Below are 16,120 nucleotides of genomic sequence, written 5' to 3'. Positions count from 1 at the left end.
CTTGACCGCATTGATGGTCAGGATGAGATAGTATGTCGAGCACGAACCGCATCGCCCTCGTGACGGGCGCCAACAAGGGCATCGGCCTTGCCATTGCGCGCCAGTTGGGCGCGCGCGGTTACAGTATCTGGCTGGGATGCCGGGACCTCAAGCGCGGTGAAGCTGCCGCCGATACCTTGCGGAAGGCCGGCATCGATGCCCATGCCGTGCAACTCGATGTCACCGATGCCATCAGTGTCGCCGGCGCAGCAGCGACGGTCGAGCGCGAGGCTGGCTGGCTGGATGCGCTGGTGAACAATGCGGGCCTCATGTTCGCCCCGCCGCCATCCGTAGCCGAGGAATCGATCGACGAGATGGCGCAGATGTTCGAGACAAATGTTTTCGGCGTCATGCGGGTAACGCAGGCCTTTCTGCCCCTGCTCCGCAAGTCCGGTTCTGCCCGGATTGTGATGATGAGCAGTGGGTTGAGTTCCCTTGGCGAGGCACTGGACATGCGCAGTGAGACCTGGCCGGTGGGCTTTGCCGGATATTGCGCGTCGAAGACAGCGCTCAACATGCTGACCGTCAAGTTGGCCAAGGAACTGGCGAGTGACGGGATCAAGGTGAATGCGGTCGATCCCGGCCTTACCTCCACGGACATGACGGGCAATGGTCCCGGCCATTCGCCCGACGAGGGCGCTCGTCCCGCGGTCGCCCTGGCAACGACGCACGCTTATGGTCCTACAGCGGGCCTTTATGCGTGCACGGATTCCGGCGATCTGCTTTTAAAGCAATGGTAATGATCGACCGCCTCCAGGGCATGGGCGATCAATGCCCAGTGACCGGTTCCGGCGTCAGCGGATAAACCAGCCGCCGCGCCGGATCAGCGGATCCGTCTTGGAAGGGTCGCTAACATCGCAAACGTTGACGGGCTGTCGACGCTGCGAGAACCTCAGTTTATTCAGCTCGGGCCCTTAGGCTGGTGCGCTGAGCGCCTTCCTTCACAACAATGGTGTGTACGCCCGCAACCGGAGGCCGGTCCGATTCTGCTAGGCTGGTGCGCTGAGCGCCTTCCTTCACAACAATGGTGTGTACGCCCGCAACCGGAGGCCGGTCCGATTCTGCCAGCTTCCAGCGCCGCCCGTTCCTGTCCGGGATGTGTATCCTCAGGGTGCGGGCTGGACCGGCGGAGTGGTCGATCTCGAACGCGCATCGTTCGAGCCGAGGGCTCACCCGGATCGGCGTGTCAAATGCGAACCGGCCGTCATCCAGCAACTGGATATCAAGGCCAAGCTCTCCGAGGCGTGCATGGAAGCGCCGTCGCACACCGTCGCGAGGATGGATCAGAAGTTGGTCATCGCGCTCTTCCAGCATACCGGAAAGAGCGATACGGCCGAACAGATCGTCATCGACCAGCGAGGTGGCGGCGGCGCGCAGAGCGCCGCAGAAGCCGAGGTCGATCTCGCAGGAATAATACCACGAGCCATGCCGATGGGGCTGGTCCAGCCACGTTTCGCCGAGGGCGGCGGGCTCAAAACCGCCTCCCGCGCCGCCGTCGTTGGCCTTTCCGGGATACCAGTAGCCATATCCGCTTTCCGGCGTCCCGCTGTTCAGCAGCGCCCAACTGCTCAATGCCGAGGCATGGCCGAGCCGCAGCAGCGGACGATAATCGGGGGTGTCGTTCAAGGCATGATCGAGGATGGCCCAGCCGCCCATTTGCGCCATGTAGCTGAGCGTATAGGCATCGCCAGCCTGTCCGCGATAATCGCTGCCGAGAGTGTAGTACGAGGGCTGCAGCCATCCCCGGCAGAACAGGTTGGCCTCCATCTGGCGTTTCGCGAAAGCGCGCGCCTGTTCGGGCGGAAAGCGCTCCGGTCGGTCGAGCGCATAACGGGCAATCGCCTGCGTGGATTCAAAGCCGGTGGAATCGAATGCATATTCCGAGGCAAAGAGATCATCGACTTCGTTCACGAAGTGAGTGACTTTGCGCTCCCAGTGCCCGGCCAGTTCATCTGCCTGCGCCATACGGCCTTCGAGGCGCAAGGCCTCAATCACCTCGGGAATGACCAGTTCATTGTAGAAACCGGTCGAATCCGCTTCCCAGCCGATGATCTCCTTGGGGATCACGAACATGGCCCGCGCAGTGCCGAAGGCGCGTTCGAGATAGTCGGTTGCGGTAAGGCGCGTACGGAAGCCGTGCCGGTCGCGCGCGATGCGATAGAGCGCGAAATAGAGGAGCGCGATGTGGGGATAGTCGTAGGGCCGCCAGAAGTGCTTGCGGCCCTTGTCGCCCGGATCGACACTGTCGCGGTTCCGCTTCCAGTCTGGAATGCCGTAAAGCGCGTAAGGCCATTGCTCCTCGGTCGTGCGCTGGAGGCCGCCCCAGACGAAGTGCTCGACGTAGTCGTCCAGGGCGTCGATTTCGGCCTGCACCGGGTATTCCGCGTTTTTGGCGGCAAGGAAGGCGGGCTTGGAGAGGCCCGGGTCATCGCAGGTCACCTCGTAGATGCGCCAGCCCTTGATCCGGTCGTAATTGTCCGGCCCGAGCAGGGTTTCGCTCTCCATGTTCCATTCGGCCAGCAGACCATCGTACCATTTCGCCGGATCGCGATGACGGTGCGCGGCAATGAAGGCCCCGCGCTTGGCGATCATCGTCTCGACCGGTTCGGTCACGAAGAATTCCAGCGTGGTCCGCCCCCCGTCCGCCTGATGCAGCGTGACGTGGTTTTCGCCGAGCCGGGCGAAGCGCAGGCGAAAGAGCTTCCGTCCGGCCCGTTCGCCAAGCGGCGTCCATTCGGTCTGCGCAGGATGTTCGGGCTCCAGCCGGACGACCGACACACTCGAACCCAGTGAAAGGGTTACGTCCAGATCGATGGGTACGGTCATGCCGGGCACGACTTCGACGTCGATCAGCCCGTGCTCGGCGATGGTCCGGCGCATCGCGGCGTAGCCATCCACGAGCAGGAAACGAACGCCTCTCCGGGCTGTCTCCCCCGGTGCGAGCGTGAGGCTGGTCGCAGGCAGGCGCCAGCGCGAGCCTGCCGCCTGCACGGCGGCGACTTCGGCGGCGGCGTGGAAAAAGACCCGATAGAGGTCTGGCAACCCCTTGGGCGCATCCCAGTATTCAAGCGCAGCGCCCTCTTCCGGAAGCATGGCAAGCCAAGGCGTAAGACTGTCTTTGCGCTGCCAGAAAATGTGCGAACTGCGTCCGGAAATGAAGCTGTGCTTGAGAACGGCGTCAGGATCGTCCTTTGCCGCGTGGATCATGTTGATCGGCAGCGGAAGGGCAAGATCGCCGAATTCCATCGGCAGGGCCGTTTCGTTGGAAAGCGTCAGGTTGAGGCGCAGCCCATCGGCTTCAAGCGCGAAACTGCATGTGACGAAAATGCCCGGAGCCAGGCGATATCGCGCCTCCAACCCATTCGCCGTCTGTTTGACATCCTCAGGTTCTTGCGTGCGCGTTTCAAAGCGTTGCCATGGGCCATCAGCGATGCGGTAAGTCCCGGCGGCATTTCCCATCGCGGCGCCCGCATGGATGAAATCTCCCGGTATAGCCTTCGAGGCGGCAGAGAGACTGGTGACGCGCCCTCCGTCGAAGCCCAGCCTGAAGGGCTTTCCGGGGGACGCGAGTAAGGCACTCACCTTTCGCGGCACGAGCGGAGGCGACGATGATGCGGCCTGCAGCGGCGCCTGAAGCGCGGGCAGGAATACGCCCGCCAGTCCGGTGCGGATCAACCCCCGTCGGTCAAGCGGGCCATACGGCGTGAAGCGAAGCTGGCGGCCAGGGATGGAGCGGCTGCCAGGCGATCGGTTGAATGCATCATCGTCAGCGCTGTCCAAGGCTCACCTCCATCAAAGTGGCGGTACGTATATCGTATATTATCAGCCAGGCAACGGCGATGATCGCCTTGGCCGAGCGTGATGCAACTTGACAAATTTGTATGAAAAATATCGTATACGAATCGTTCGTGACAAATTGTTGCGGATCAGGGAGCGATAACCAAATGATAAATCATCGGATCTCCGTAGCAGGGCTACGGACGCTGCTCATGCTCGGCTGTCTTGCGCCTTCGGCAAATGCCTATGCGCAGACGGCCCCGGTTTCTGCCGATCAAACCGCGACCGATCGACCTGCCCAGGACATCGTCGTCACGGGATCGCGCATCCGGCGCGCCGCTGCCGACAGTCCTTCGCCGCTGGCGGTAGTCGACGCCGACCAGATCAAGGCGACCGGCACGCAGAACATTGCCGACGTCGTCAACCAGCTCCCCGCCCTTGCAGTCACCCAAACGAACCAGACGAGCAATCTCGCCGGTAACGCAGGGGTCAATGCGCTCGACTTGCGCGGCATGGGCACGCAGCGCACGCTGGTGCTGGTCGACGGGCGCCGCCAGGTCGCTGCCATTCCCGGCACTTCGGCGGTGGACCTGAGCAATATCCCTTCCAGCCTCGTGCAGCGGGTCGAAGTGATTACCGGCGGCGCCTCCGCGCTTTACGGGGCCGATGCGGTCGCGGGCGTTGCCAACTTCATCCTCAAGAAGGACTTCCAGGGGATCGAGGCCAATACCCGCTATAACGCCTCGACACGCGGCGACATGGACACGTACGGGTTCGACCTGCTCGCGGGCACGAACTTTGCAGACCATCGCGGCAATGTGACGGTCTACGGCTTCTACGAGAATACGCCCGGCACCGTGAGCGGTTCCGATCGCCCCTGGACGGCCGACGGTTATCCCATCTACGCCCGCACCAGCAGTTCCAGTCCCTATTTCATCCAGGATCACGTCCGCAACATCAACACGGCCGATGCCGCGCAAGTGGTGCTGGGCGGCAAGCTCTATTCGGTCAACCGCGACAGCGGCACCTTGCGCGATCCCAACCTCGGACCCGGCGGCCTGGTCAACGTCGTGCCGGTCAACCTCGGCACTTCCACCGACCCGCTGGGCACTTTGCTGACCGATGGCGGCGAATACAACGGGCGCTACGACGGCTGGTACCTCTCAGTTCCGTCCGAGCGCTTCAACACCCGCGCCTCGGCCAGCTTCGAGGTGAGCGACGCGCTGAAGCTCTTCGCCAACGCCACGTTCGCGCACAATACCTCGAAGGCGGGCTTCCTTCAGATGACCGCATTCGGCACCGATGTGGTTCCCGCCGACAGCCCCTATATCACTGACGAGATGCGCGCAGCCAACGGCGGCGCGGTGCCCGCCGGCGGCGTCCAGTTCGCGCGGCGCTTCATGGAACTGCCGGCTCCGGTTACGGAATACGATCGCAAGCTGTTCCAGGCCGTGGCCGGCGCGGAAGGCGATTTCACGCTCTTCGCCCAGCCCTGGAACTATTCGACCTACTACAGTTACGGCAAGACCACCCAGCGGGTGCGCGATGTCAACTCGACCGCCTACGATCGCTGGTACATGGGCATCGACAGCACGACAGGTGCCAATGGCGAAGCCGTCTGCCGCAGTACGCTCGACGATCCTGGCAACGGCTGCGTGGCGATCAACCCGCTGCGCACGCTGACCCCGGAGATGATCGACTACATCACCTATACCTCGCACTGGTCGAAATCGACACTGACGCAGCAGGTGCTCTCAGGCTATGTCTCGGGCGGCCTGTTCGACCTGCCGGGCGGTGCGGTACAGGTCGTGCTCGGCGGCGAATACCGCAAGGAGCGCAACGATATCGGCGCCATCCCCGAGTACAATCCGGACAGTCCGCTCTACGATCCGACGATCGGCACCATGCAGGGCACTCTCGTCGGCAAATACTCGGTCAAGGAAGTCTACGGCGAAGTCCACATTCCGATCCTGAAGGACACACCGTTCTTCGACACCCTGTCGCTCGACGGTGCCTTGCGCCTGTCGGACTACAGCACCGCCGGCTCGACCACGACGTGGAAATTCGGCGGCGAATGGGCGCCGATCCCCGATATCCGCTTCCGCGCCACTTACGGCCAGGCGGTACGCGCGCCGAACATCGGCGAACTCTACACGGCGGACAGCGTTTCGGGCCTCTGGATCACCGATCCGTGCAATGCCTATAATCTCGCCAACCGCGCGACCCGCACGCAGTACACGGCAGCCAACTGCGCGGCGATCAACCCGGCCGATACCGTAAGCTACTGGCTCTACCGCGACATCATTTCGAGCGGTAATCTCGACCTGAAGCCGGAGACCGCCAAGACCCTGACGCTCGGCGCCGTTCTGCAACCGCGCTTCGTGCCGGGGCTGTCGCTCACGGTCGATTACTACAACATCGACCTGCGCAACGCGATCGACGCCTTCGGCGCCCAGATGCTGATCGACAAGTGCGTGGACCAGTCGTCGCTGGACAACATCTTCTGCCCACTCATCCAGCGTGACGCCAACGGCAATCTCGAATCCGTGATGACGCAGAAGCTGAACCTGTCCCAGTACCTCACCCGGGGGATCGACTTCGGACTGAGCTACAGCCTGCCGCTCTCGCGGCTGGGCCTCGCCGACGATGCGGGCAAGCTGTCGATCGACGCCAACTACACTCGCCTCCTCAACCGCCGCTATACGCTCGACCCCACCGATCCGGGATCGATCACCGAGTACGCGGGCATCTTCGGATCGCCCAAGTGGAAGGGCGTGGTCCGCACGACCTACTCGCGCGAGGGCATGGGCTTCACCTGGAGCCTGCGCCACTTCTCGCCGATGAAGGCGGCCACCACGATCACGCCGGACAAGTACAGCAAAGTCTGGACACCGAACGTGTTCTACAACGACTTCTCGGCCTTCGTGGCATTGACCGATAACATCGAGCTGTCGGGCGGTCTCAACAATGCCTTCGACCGCAAGCCCCCGCGTATACCGGGTGCCGAAGCCGGCGGCGCCAACTTCGAACTGAGCTACCAGTCGGGCGTCTACGACGTGATCGGGCGTACGTTCTTCCTCAGCCTGCGCTTCCACCGCTGACCATCGGGCAGGCCCGGCTCCGTCTTGCCGGATCCGGGCCTGCCTCCAAAACCGCAGCAGATCGATGATCCTGCCCCCTCCTATTTCGCTTTGCCCCCACCCTCGCCCTTGCGCTCCCCCTCCTTACTGCCGGTTTCATTGATGCGGTCCATCGTGGCCGCAACCGCCAGCTGCGCCGCCGTGACGGCCCCGGAAAGATAGCCTGCTTCGGTGGGACTGGTTTCGCTCCCTGCAAGCGTCAGGCGCTGTTGCCATTCGCCCGTTACCCATGGCGCGCTATCGGGAAGGATATGGCCTGCCGCGCTGCGGTCCGCCGCTGTCGCGGTCAGGGGATGGGCTGCCCAATCCTTCAGGATCGTGGCGGTCGGTTGCCGGGCCTCGCTGCCGAAGATGCGCGTCAGCTGATCGAGGCAGGCCCGCGTCAGCGCCGCCTCGCCCAGAGCCGCGCGCTGCTCGGCGCCGACGCCGAGGAAACCGAAGAGCGCGGCGCTGCCCGACGATGTGGTCGCATCGTGGATCTCCATCATCGGACCCACCATGCTTTGCGCCGTGCCGGACAGGCCGGCCTCACGCCAGAAAGGCTGATCGTAGAGCGCGAAGAACTTGGCGTGCGGCGCCATCCATGTCGGCGTGCCTCGCCAGCGCTGCACCGTCTCCGGGGTGAGGCTGGGCGAAAAGCGCGTCGTCGCTTCAAGGAGGCGCGGAGGCAGAGCGGCGATCACATGGCGAACAAGGAGCGGTTCCGCGTCGCCGATGGTCAGCTCTACGCCCTTCGGCAAGAGGGCCATCGCCGTCACGCGGGCTTTGAGCCTGATCCGCTCGGCCGGCAGATCGCGGGCCAGCGCGCGGACAAGGGATGACGTTCCCCCGACCAGCCGCATGCTCTGCTGATCCTGCGCTACGCCCCGATAGCGCTGGGCAGCTTCGCGTGACATGCGCTCGAATATCACATCGCCGTCGCTATTCTGGCAGAAGGCGGCAAGGCCCAGCTCCTCCACCAGTTCGGCGATGGCTGGCTGCATATGCGGCCAGTACCAGGACGGCCCCAAGTCGAACCCATCCTCGCTCGGCAGACCATCCGCGCCGGCCGACAGGATGCGTCCCCCCAAGCGGTCCCGGGCCTCGAGCAAGACGAAGTCCACGTCTGCGGCCTGCAACAGGCGGGCGACCGTCAGTCCCGCCAATCCACCACCGATGATCGCAACCTTGTCCGTCTTCACAGCTATTCCTCAATTTTGTTTGGCGACATCAGGTGGCTGGCCAGACTTCGGCGATCGCTCTGGCTGCCGCGTACATGCCAAAGCCAAAGACCGAATGGCCGATCACGCTTTTCATGCGGGTCACGTTTGGCCGGTGTGTCTTCGACCCCGCGATACCAGACCCCATGCCCGGCATCATGATGAAATAGGGCGCCGCGAGGAGAACCCATGAGACGATCATCGGCGGAAGCAATGTCGGGCGGGCGATCCATGGGGATCCCCAGAACATCAGCAACAACAGGCCGTAGCCGATACCGATGATATAGTGAGCGCCCCAGCCGATCATTGCCTCGCCGGCGATGGGCCCGACCTTGGCCATGTCGGCGTGGACGAACCGGCCGCGGGGCATATTGCCGATCCAGCGGCCCACCATCCGCCAATTGACCGGCGGCACCTTGAACAGCCGGGCAAGCAGCAGCGCCCAGAGATCGAGGGTGACCGTGCCTCCGACCCCCACCAGCACGAATCTGACCAGTTCCGCCACCGCCACCCTTTCCTAGATCACCGGATCGAAGGACTCGTCCTCGAACGGACAGACATCGGCATGAAGCAGTGGCGCTGACTTGATCCACGCCGCCGCGCCGTCGGCACCCGCAATCGCGTGCAAGGGCTCGCCCTGCGGTATGCGGAGCCAGCCCCATTCGCCTAGTCTGGAGCCCTCGATTTCGATCGAGCCGGAGAGGACCAGCAGTTCCAGTCCTTCCGGATTGACCATGGCGATCTCGGCGCCGGGGTGCCATGTCTCGATCATCACATGCTCGGATGAGCTTTCGAACAACAGCCGGGTGGCTTGGACGCCGGGGGACTGCGCGGCGGTTTCCCTCTCGCCAGGCCGTCGAACAACCTGCTCGCTATCGGCGGCGCTGAACTGCCAGAGCTTGACGAAGATCGTGCAACCCGAAGCGCTGGCGGGAGCATGGCCCGTCCCGGGGGGATTGCGGATATAGCTGCCCGCCGGGAAATCGCCGGTCTCGTCCTGAAAGACGCCATCGAGCACGAAGATCTCCTCGCCGCCAGGATGATCGTGACGGGAGAAGCTGCTCCCCGGCGCATAGCGCACGATGGAGGTGGCGCGCGCTTTCTCTCCGCCGATGCGGAACAGCATGCGCCGATCGACGCCGGGCATGGGGCTCGGCACCCAGTCCATGTCCCCGGCATGAACGATAGTGCGGGTCGTAAGATCGTCATGGATCATCATGGCTCAAAGCTCCGACCGGCCGCCATCGACCACGATTTCCGCGCCGAGCATATAGCTGGAGGCATCGCTGGCTAGGAATGCGACCGCGCTCGCAATCTCCTCGGGCCGTCCCATCCGTCCGAGCGGCACTTGCGCGCCGACGCGCTCGGCATAGGCGCGGAAGTCCGCCTCGCTTTGACCATTACCGCGATGGATCGGCGTCTCGATCGAGCCGGGGCTGACTGCGTTGACCCGGATTTTTCGGTCGAGCAGCTCGGCCGAGAGGGTGCGGGCAAAGGAGCGCACGGCCGCTTTGGAGGCGGACAATATCGCCCGCCCCGGCGAGCCGACCTGATTGAGCCAGGACGTGTTGAGGATGATCGAGCCGCCCTCGCGCATCAGCGGCAGAACCGCCTGCACGGTGAAGAAGACGCCTTTCACGTTCACGTCCATCATCCGCGTGTAAGTCGCCTCGTCCGTGGTCGCGATCGGGGTGCCCAGGGCGATACCCGCATTGGCGAACAGGATATCGAGCCCACCAAACGCGCGTTCGAGATCGCCGCGCATCCGGGCCAGATCCGCCAGCGATGCGACATCGCCCTGGATCGTGACGACATCGTCGCCCAACTCCTTCTGCGCGCGTTCGAGCTTATCGCGCGAGCTACCCATGATGGCGACGCGGGCGCCCTGGCGGCTCAGCAGCTTGGCCGTAGCCAATCCTATGCCGCTCGATCCACCGGTGATGAGCGCGTTCTTTCCCTTGAGCATCATCAGATCGCCAGCGCGACGAGGAAGCGGGACACCATGTTATAGGCGGCCACCGTTGCAACCGCTTCGACCGTCTGCTGCTCCCCGAAGAGAATCTTGAGCTTCTCGATGACCTCCTGGCCAACCTCCACATTGCGGGTCGACTGATCGGTGAGGATGAGCAGCGCCGCCTCCCGCTCGTTGAAGACCGCATGGATACCGTCGATGCGCAACGCCTCGCATTTCGCTTCGGTGCCGCCGGCGTCGAGATAGGCAGGCTTGTGTACGCGCCATTCGAAGTCGGCGCGGTTGAGCACGGCCACCCGGCACATGATGAGTTCGCGATATTCGAGTTCAAGCGAGAATTGCGAACGCACACGACCGAGCAGGCCGTTCCAGCCCGTCGCCAGCGGGAAGCTCTTCAACAGCACACGGTCAATGCCGATCAGTTCGCCATTTGGACGACGCGCCCGCATCTCGCCCAGAAGGTCATCGGGGGCTGGATCGCCATCCCGCCAGGGCTTTACGCGGACATTGCTCATCATGGGGTCTTTCAGTTCGCTCGTTCGGCACCGATCATCGGGCATTGGCCCACGTCCGGCGAGGCAATCGAGCGATATCGAAAAGAAAGAAAATCTTTCTCGACAGACCAGGGCGCGCTATCGGACAGCCATGCGCAATCTGACCCGTCTCAAATCCCTTCAGGCACTCGAGGCCGCGGCCCGCCATGGCAGTTTCGTTGGCGCCGCCAGCGAACTCGACGTGACATCCGCCGCCGTGGGGCAACTGGTTCGCTCGTTGGAAGATTGGGTGGGATATCCGCTTTTCCGTCGCACCCGCTCAGGCACCGAAAGGCTGACGCCGGTGGACGAGGCGCAGGACGCGCTGGAGGACATCGCGCAAGGCCTAGACCGCCTTGAGGCGGGCCTCCGGAAGTTGCGCGGGCGAGCGGCGCGCTCGGTCGTCGTGGTCACCGCCTCGCAGGCGCTGGTCGCCAACTGGTTGCTGCCCCGGCTCAACGAGTTCGCAGTGCTGTATCCCGCTATCGACGTCCGACTGGACGTGTCGGATCGGGTAATCGATCTCGGCCAAGGCGAGGCGGACATCGGCATCCGCTGCGGCTTGGGATCGTGGAAGGGTGTGAAGGCGACACATCTGATGGGGAGGAAATCATCCCGGTCTGTCATCATCGGCTGCTGCCGCAGGGCGAGCAGGCCACGGCAGGATGGATTGCCGAGCAAACGCTGATCCATGACGGCACCGCCCATCCCGGCGGTGGCTTCCCGACGTGGGCGGAATGGCTCGCCCGCGCTGGCGCCAACCAGGCTCCGTCCGATCGCGGGCTCAAGATCAACTCGACGGCGGCAGTGATCCATGCGGCGGTTGCTGCCCAGGGCGTCGCTCTGGTCCGCAAAGCCCTGGTCGCGCAGGAGCTTGAGAGCGGCCGTCTCGTGCAGCTGTTGCCGGAGCGGCGATGGCCGGTGAAATGGGCCTATTATGTCGCTGCGTCACCAAAAGCGTTGCGCCGATCGGAAGTGGGCGCTTTTCACGACTGGCTCATATCGAAGGGTGTTGCTCAGACCGGCGAATAGGCCCGGCGAATAGCAGCGTGCAAGTCTCGCCATGACCGTTTCGGGCAATAACGGTCGTTTACATGCTAGTCGCCAAATGGCGTCATCTGGTCGCAGTTCCCCGTACCTACGAGGCCTCGCCGATGTGCTCACGCAGCCAGAGGGCCTCATCGCTTGGATTGCGATGGAAATGACGTTTGAAATCACGGCTGAACTGCGCCGGGCTGGCGTAGCCGACCTGCATCGCGACCGTCGCTATGGGAGCTTCGCGCCGCGCGATCATCATGCGCGCCTCGTGCAAGCGCATGGCCTTGATGTACTGCATGGGCGAACTTCCGGTGAGAGCCTTAAATCCGGAGTGGTACGAAGCAACGCTCATCCCCGCAGCCTTAGCCAGGGCGGGAACGGTAAGTTTCTCGTGAAAGCGTTCGCGGATCTCTGACAGGCTCTTCACGACCCGGTCCGCCGCCCCTTCGTGGTGAAGTGCGGCCAATAGCGGCCGAGCTTGCGGCCCCATCATCACGCGAAAATGCAATTCACGGATAAGCCCGGGACCCAGGATAGCGCACTCCTGCGGGGAGTGCAGAGCCATCAGCAACCGTCGCAGCACATCGCGAATGGAGGGCTCCATTGGGCTCGAAACCAGGCTGCGTGCTTGCTCGCGGGCGGGCGGCGCGTCCGGCTTGGCTATCACTGCGGCGATCTCGGCCGCGAGAGGAAGATCGAAATCGAGATAGATGGCGAGCAAGGGCCTGCCTGCATCCGCCTGTGAGGCCATGCGAAATGGCACGGGCACCGAGATGGCGAGGTAATGATCGGCATCGTAGCGATACACGTTGCCATCCAGAAAGCCCTGCTTTGATCCCTGTAAGACAAAAACGGCTCCAGGCCGGTAAAGCACCGGCACGTCCTCAAGCATGACTTCCGAACGCAGGATGCGCAGGCCGGGAAGGCTAGTCGAATTGTACCCATGCCGCGGCGCGAGCTCGGCCGCAATTTCGACAAGATCAGTCATTTTTCAGGGATCGTATCATAGGATTGAGCAAGAAACTTAGAGAAACTGCCGTTTTCGGATGAGGACGATTGTACCATTTGGCAAAGCGAAAACGCAACCAGCAGGAACAACGCCATGTCGCGACACACTTTCTTCATAACCGGCGCAAATTCCGGTCTTGGCTTTGCTATCGCCCAGGCCGCGCTGGAGGCCGGCCATCGGGTAATCGGCGCGGTTCGATCCGAGGCGGCACGAACTCGCCTGGCTGAGCGTCTGCCCGAGGTCGTGACGGTCTTGTGCGATGTTACGCAGTTCGAGGGGGTTGCCGGAATTGTCGATCGAGCCGACAGCGATCATGGTCCGTTCGATATCCTCATCAATAACGCGGGCTATGGCTATGAAGGTGTAATCGAGGAATCCCCGCTCGAGGAAATGCGCCGTCAGTTCGACGTCAACGTCTTTGGAGCGGTGGCGGTCGCCAAGGCCTTGCTGCCGCGCTTTCGCGAACGTCGCCGCGGCTTCATCGTCAACGTGACTTCCATGGGCGGGATGATTACCATGCCGGGGATTGCCTACTACTGCGGCAGCAAGTTTGCCCTTCAGGGCATTTCCGAAGTGATGCGCGCGGAAATGGCACCCTTTGGCGTCCATGTCACGGCCCTGTGCCCGGGCTCCTTCCGCACAGATTGGGCAGGACGATCGATGGTCCGAAGCTCCCGCGTGATCGCCGACTACGACGCCCAGTTCGATCCGATCCGGGCTGCGCGCATGGAGAAGAGCGGTAAACAGGTGGGCGATCCAGCCAAGCTCGCCCAAGCAGTCCTCGCCCTGGTCGATGCCGACGCCCCGCCACCGCAGTTGCTGGTGGGTAGCGATGCCCTGCGCCTGGTACGCGAACGATACAAGCACATGGAACGTGAGATCGATGAATGGGAGGGCCTGACCCTGTCAACGGACGGCTGAGCCAAACGCCGAGGAGGGACGGCCTTCGGGGATAAGCGGGACGTCCGTACCTTGGGAAGTCGGCTTCGAGCGTCTGGAAGAGTCGACTGGCGAACGGCAATTCGTCGCTCGCGGGTCGACCGTTGGATGCCAGCGTACGGCTGGGAGCGGCCCTGCACACCATCGCGCCACCTTTTGCCACCCGACGATTTTCCAGCGCTCGGAATGAGAAATCCTAGCGCTGATTGCACCAAGCCAAATCCGATTGCCGAGCGGGTCAAATTCCTTCGCCAACCGGCCCGTCGCTCAGAACAGGAAACGACTGCTTGTATCTAGACGCCGAGGCGAGCGGCGACGCGGTCCGATAGGGCGCGCGCATCGAGTGCGTCTTCCAAGCGGTCCAGCAATGGCACGAGACGGCCAGCCTCGGTATCCAGTTCCTTGGCGCTTTCACTCAGAGCAGCCCAGAGTGGCGCTAGGGCGGCGACCAGAGCATCGCCCTGGGCAGATAGAGAGATGAGGCGACGCCGCGCATCGGCCTTGTCGCCGGCCATCTGGATCAAACCGGCGCTCTCAAGCGCCCGTCTCGCTTGGCTCACCGATACATGGGTGATGCAAAGCGCCTCTGCGATGTCGCCGACTGTCATCGGCCCATTCAGAACGATCTGATTGAGAACACCGAACCATCGTTGTTCGAAACGAATGCCCTGCGCGACATAAATCTCCGCCGTTTCACGATCAAGTCGTTCGGATAAGCGGCGTAGGCGCGCACCTAGGGCGGCCGCGCCCGCGGCACGGCTATAATCCTTCCGCTTCTCTGTCATGCAAATGGTCCTGTCAGAAGATGCTCGGCTATACTCTTGATGGCGTTCTTGCTCGCAGGAGTGGCCGACATGTTCGTGAAGATCGCCACACCGGTGGTTGTGACGGGGTCCAGATAGACGGCGGTGAACACGCCGGGATCGCCGCCCCAGTGATTGATCAAGCGCTTGCCGTGGTTGTTGGATTCCATCCAGCCCAGCCCTTGCCCACTCACCCACGACGGCAGGCCGGGCGGAACTGTCATGGTCAGCATTTGGGCCTGATTGGCGGACGACAAGATCCGGGCCTTGTCGGACGCTCCGCCATTTGCTGCCGCCGCGACAAAGGGCATGAAGCTGGCGATGGAGGCGCGGAGCATGCCCACCGGATAGTCCGGGAAGCCGACGGCTGGGGTGGCGACTGCCCGACCATCCACGACCTCGTAGGGGGTGGCGGCTAACTGTGGAGGCACATCTGCAATGCGCCAGGAAACGGGGCGCATGCCAAGGGGCGTGAACATCCGCTCCTGGGTGAACGTGCGCAAATCTTGGCCCGCGACTTGCTCCACAATATAGCCCAGTAGCGCGTAACCAACATTGCAATAGTCATAGACCGCGCCTGGGGCAGCCGACGAAAAACAGCCAGCAGCTGTATAGTAGGCGCCCCCAGATACGAGATAGTCCGTCAAAAAGGCTCTGAGCGGTAGCGGCGAATCCATCCCGATCGTTCGGAAATCGACTTGGTAATATGTTTGATCGGAAAGGCTCGACACATGGGTCAGCAGATGCCGAACTGTAATCGCGGAATCGGGATGAGCCGGATTGATGACCTTGAAATCGAGATAGCCGCTGATCGGCGCATCAAGATCGATATGGCCTGCTTCAACGAGCATCATGATCGCCGTGGCCGTGACAGTCTTCGTCACGGAAGCGAGATGAAACATCGTATCGGTCGTGACTTGCCGATGCTGCGCAATATCGGCAAAGCCATAACCCCGCATCAGCGTAACTTTGCCTGCTCGAGCGACACCTATCGCCATGCCGGGGATCGCGGCGCCTTCCAGTTGCTTCTTGAGAAACCGTTCCAGTGGGTCGTCCGTCTTCGCCAGCGCGGGGGCCGCAGCACCGAAGATGGAGGCCGCGAGCATTGTTCGCCGGCTTATCGGTGCATCAAGAATTGGAAGATCGAAACTTGCCATAAGGACCACCTTCGTGAATTTATGTAGGCGCCTACCTTATTGGATGCGACGGCGCAAGGTGGGAGCGTTTCCACACCGTTAAATGACCGGTTCGGCAGACAGTTGCCGTTCACTGTGGCCCACCGGAACGACGTGAGTTGGTCGCGACCTGCCGGTAGCGCCCTGCCCCCGCTCTCGCTGACAGAGCGGACCTACAACCTCCAATTCGACAGATGTAAGGCCGGAGATGTCACTGATTTGGTACCCTTCGTCTGGCGAGACGGGGGCATGCCATCCCGTTGCGAGGCATCATCGTGGTAATTGCTGCCTTCCGCCACTCATTGCCGCTCCAAACATTGGTCTAGTGGCAGCATCCACGCCCCCAGCGATCGTGTCCCGAGAGGTGGTGTAGCTTTTCTGGACCACCTTGCTTTTCGGCCTCAGCCTGAGCCGATCATGAGCCGGGTACTGCCGACAGCATGACAATGGGATTGTCGCTGAGCGGGGCCATCGTTTCAAGCGTCATGTACCGCGC

Annotated in this window: 14 protein-coding genes; 5 read left to right on the top strand and 9 right to left on the bottom strand. The window is 62.7% G+C overall.

Annotation, left to right across the window (positions count from 1 at the left end):
* Positions 1-32: 32 nt before the first annotated feature.
* The gene (locus AB4Z00_RS25345; protein ID WP_442047722.1) at positions 33-779 is read left to right on the top strand and encodes an SDR family oxidoreductase; all 747 of its coding nucleotides are present in this window, start codon (positions 33-35) and stop codon (positions 777-779) included.
* A gap of 157 nt (positions 780-936) precedes the next feature.
* Here the strand turns inward: AB4Z00_RS25345 and AB4Z00_RS25340 are convergent, their stop codons facing one another.
* Positions 937-3,396: a DUF5695 domain-containing protein gene (locus tag AB4Z00_RS25340; RefSeq protein WP_442047721.1), complete on the bottom strand. Its 2,460-nt coding sequence runs from the start codon at positions 3,394-3,396 to the stop codon at positions 937-939.
* A gap of 632 nt (positions 3,397-4,028) precedes the next feature.
* Here AB4Z00_RS25340 and AB4Z00_RS25335 point away from each other — a divergent pair.
* Complete coding sequence (locus AB4Z00_RS25335; protein WP_442047720.1) at positions 4,029-6,917, top strand: TonB-dependent receptor plug domain-containing protein; 2,889 nt, start codon at positions 4,029-4,031, stop codon at positions 6,915-6,917.
* An 80-nt stretch (positions 6,918-6,997) separates the two neighbouring features.
* Here the strand turns inward: AB4Z00_RS25335 and AB4Z00_RS25330 are convergent, their stop codons facing one another.
* The 5 genes from AB4Z00_RS25330 to AB4Z00_RS25310 are packed head-to-tail and all read right to left on the bottom strand — an operon-like array spanning position 6,998 to position 10,642.
* Positions 6,998-8,137, bottom strand: coding sequence for a flavin monoamine oxidase family protein (locus tag AB4Z00_RS25330; RefSeq protein ID WP_442047719.1), 1,140 nt, complete (start codon positions 8,135-8,137; stop codon positions 6,998-7,000).
* Positions 8,138-8,165: 28 nt separating this feature from the next.
* Entirely contained in the window at positions 8,166-8,660 is a 495-nt protein-coding gene (locus AB4Z00_RS25325; protein ID WP_442047718.1) for a DUF2938 domain-containing protein, read from the bottom strand.
* A gap of 12 nt (positions 8,661-8,672) precedes the next feature.
* A complete protein-coding gene (locus AB4Z00_RS25320) occupies positions 8,673-9,374 on the bottom strand; it encodes a cupin domain-containing protein (RefSeq protein WP_442047717.1) in 702 nt (233 codons plus the stop codon).
* Positions 9,375-9,377: 3 nt separating this feature from the next.
* On the bottom strand, positions 9,378-10,124 hold the full coding sequence (locus tag AB4Z00_RS25315) for an SDR family oxidoreductase (RefSeq protein WP_442047716.1): 747 nt from the start codon (positions 10,122-10,124) through the stop codon (positions 9,378-9,380).
* Positions 10,124-10,642: a carboxymuconolactone decarboxylase family protein gene (locus AB4Z00_RS25310; RefSeq protein WP_442047715.1), complete on the bottom strand. Its 519-nt coding sequence runs from the start codon at positions 10,640-10,642 to the stop codon at positions 10,124-10,126. The genes AB4Z00_RS25315 and AB4Z00_RS25310 overlap by 1 nt, the downstream gene beginning before the upstream one ends.
* Positions 10,643-10,772: 130 nt before the next feature.
* Between AB4Z00_RS25310 and AB4Z00_RS25305 the strand changes: the two genes are divergently transcribed.
* Both AB4Z00_RS25305 and AB4Z00_RS25300 read left to right on the top strand, forming a co-directional pair.
* Positions 10,773-11,348 (top strand): LysR family transcriptional regulator, encoded by a 576-nt coding sequence (locus AB4Z00_RS25305; RefSeq protein ID WP_442047714.1) that lies wholly within the window; start codon positions 10,773-10,775, stop codon positions 11,346-11,348.
* A complete protein-coding gene (locus AB4Z00_RS25300) occupies positions 11,231-11,692 on the top strand; it encodes a LysR substrate-binding domain-containing protein (protein ID WP_442047713.1) in 462 nt (153 codons plus the stop codon). The genes AB4Z00_RS25305 and AB4Z00_RS25300 overlap by 118 nt, the downstream gene beginning before the upstream one ends.
* A 106-nt stretch (positions 11,693-11,798) precedes the next feature.
* On the opposite strand, the gene AB4Z00_RS25295 is transcribed toward AB4Z00_RS25300, so the two are convergent.
* Positions 11,799-12,686 (bottom strand): AraC family transcriptional regulator, encoded by an 888-nt coding sequence (locus tag AB4Z00_RS25295; protein WP_442047712.1) that lies wholly within the window; start codon positions 12,684-12,686, stop codon positions 11,799-11,801.
* Between the two features lie 114 nt (positions 12,687-12,800).
* On the opposite strand from AB4Z00_RS25295, the gene AB4Z00_RS25290 reads away from it, so the two are divergent.
* The gene (locus tag AB4Z00_RS25290; protein ID WP_314466047.1) at positions 12,801-13,628 is read left to right on the top strand and encodes an oxidoreductase; all 828 of its coding nucleotides are present in this window, start codon (positions 12,801-12,803) and stop codon (positions 13,626-13,628) included.
* Positions 13,629-13,939: 311 nt separating this feature from the next.
* On the opposite strand, the gene AB4Z00_RS25285 is transcribed toward AB4Z00_RS25290, so the two are convergent.
* Positions 13,940-14,431, bottom strand: coding sequence for a MarR family winged helix-turn-helix transcriptional regulator (locus AB4Z00_RS25285; protein WP_442047711.1), 492 nt, complete (start codon positions 14,429-14,431; stop codon positions 13,940-13,942).
* Positions 14,428-15,606, bottom strand: coding sequence for a serine hydrolase domain-containing protein (locus AB4Z00_RS25280; protein WP_442047710.1), 1,179 nt, complete (start codon positions 15,604-15,606; stop codon positions 14,428-14,430). Before AB4Z00_RS25280 ends, AB4Z00_RS25285 begins: the two co-directional genes overlap by 4 nt.
* Positions 15,607-16,120: the final 514 nt, after the last annotated feature.

The sequence above is a fragment of the Novosphingobium sp. YAF33 genome (assembly GCF_052113265.1).
Classification (GTDB): Bacteria; Pseudomonadota; Alphaproteobacteria; order Sphingomonadales; family Sphingomonadaceae; genus Novosphingobium.
The sequence above is the reverse complement of the archived record's forward strand: the minus strand, read 5'-3'. Positions and strand labels throughout refer to the sequence as shown.

Coding starts and splice junctions, on each gene's coding strand:
- AB4Z00_RS25345 (WP_442047722.1), top strand. CDS start 33: ATGTCGAGCACGAACCGCATCGCCCTCGTGACGGGCGCCAACAAGGGC.
- AB4Z00_RS25335 (WP_442047720.1), top strand. CDS start 4,029: ATGCTCGGCTGTCTTGCGCCTTCGGCAAATGCCTATGCGCAGACGGCC.
- AB4Z00_RS25320 (WP_442047717.1), bottom strand. CDS start 9,374: ATGATGATCCATGACGATCTTACGACCCGCACTATCGTTCATGCCGGG.
- AB4Z00_RS25315 (WP_442047716.1), bottom strand. CDS start 10,124: ATGATGCTCAAGGGAAAGAACGCGCTCATCACCGGTGGATCGAGCGGC.
- AB4Z00_RS25310 (WP_442047715.1), bottom strand. CDS start 10,642: ATGAGCAATGTCCGCGTAAAGCCCTGGCGGGATGGCGATCCAGCCCCC.
- AB4Z00_RS25305 (WP_442047714.1), top strand. CDS start 10,773: ATGCGCAATCTGACCCGTCTCAAATCCCTTCAGGCACTCGAGGCCGCG.
- AB4Z00_RS25295 (WP_442047712.1), bottom strand. CDS start 12,686: ATGACTGATCTTGTCGAAATTGCGGCCGAGCTCGCGCCGCGGCATGGG.
- AB4Z00_RS25290 (WP_314466047.1), top strand. CDS start 12,801: ATGTCGCGACACACTTTCTTCATAACCGGCGCAAATTCCGGTCTTGGC.
- AB4Z00_RS25285 (WP_442047711.1), bottom strand. CDS start 14,431: ATGACAGAGAAGCGGAAGGATTATAGCCGTGCCGCGGGCGCGGCCGCC.
- AB4Z00_RS25280 (WP_442047710.1), bottom strand. CDS start 15,606: ATGGCAAGTTTCGATCTTCCAATTCTTGATGCACCGATAAGCCGGCGA.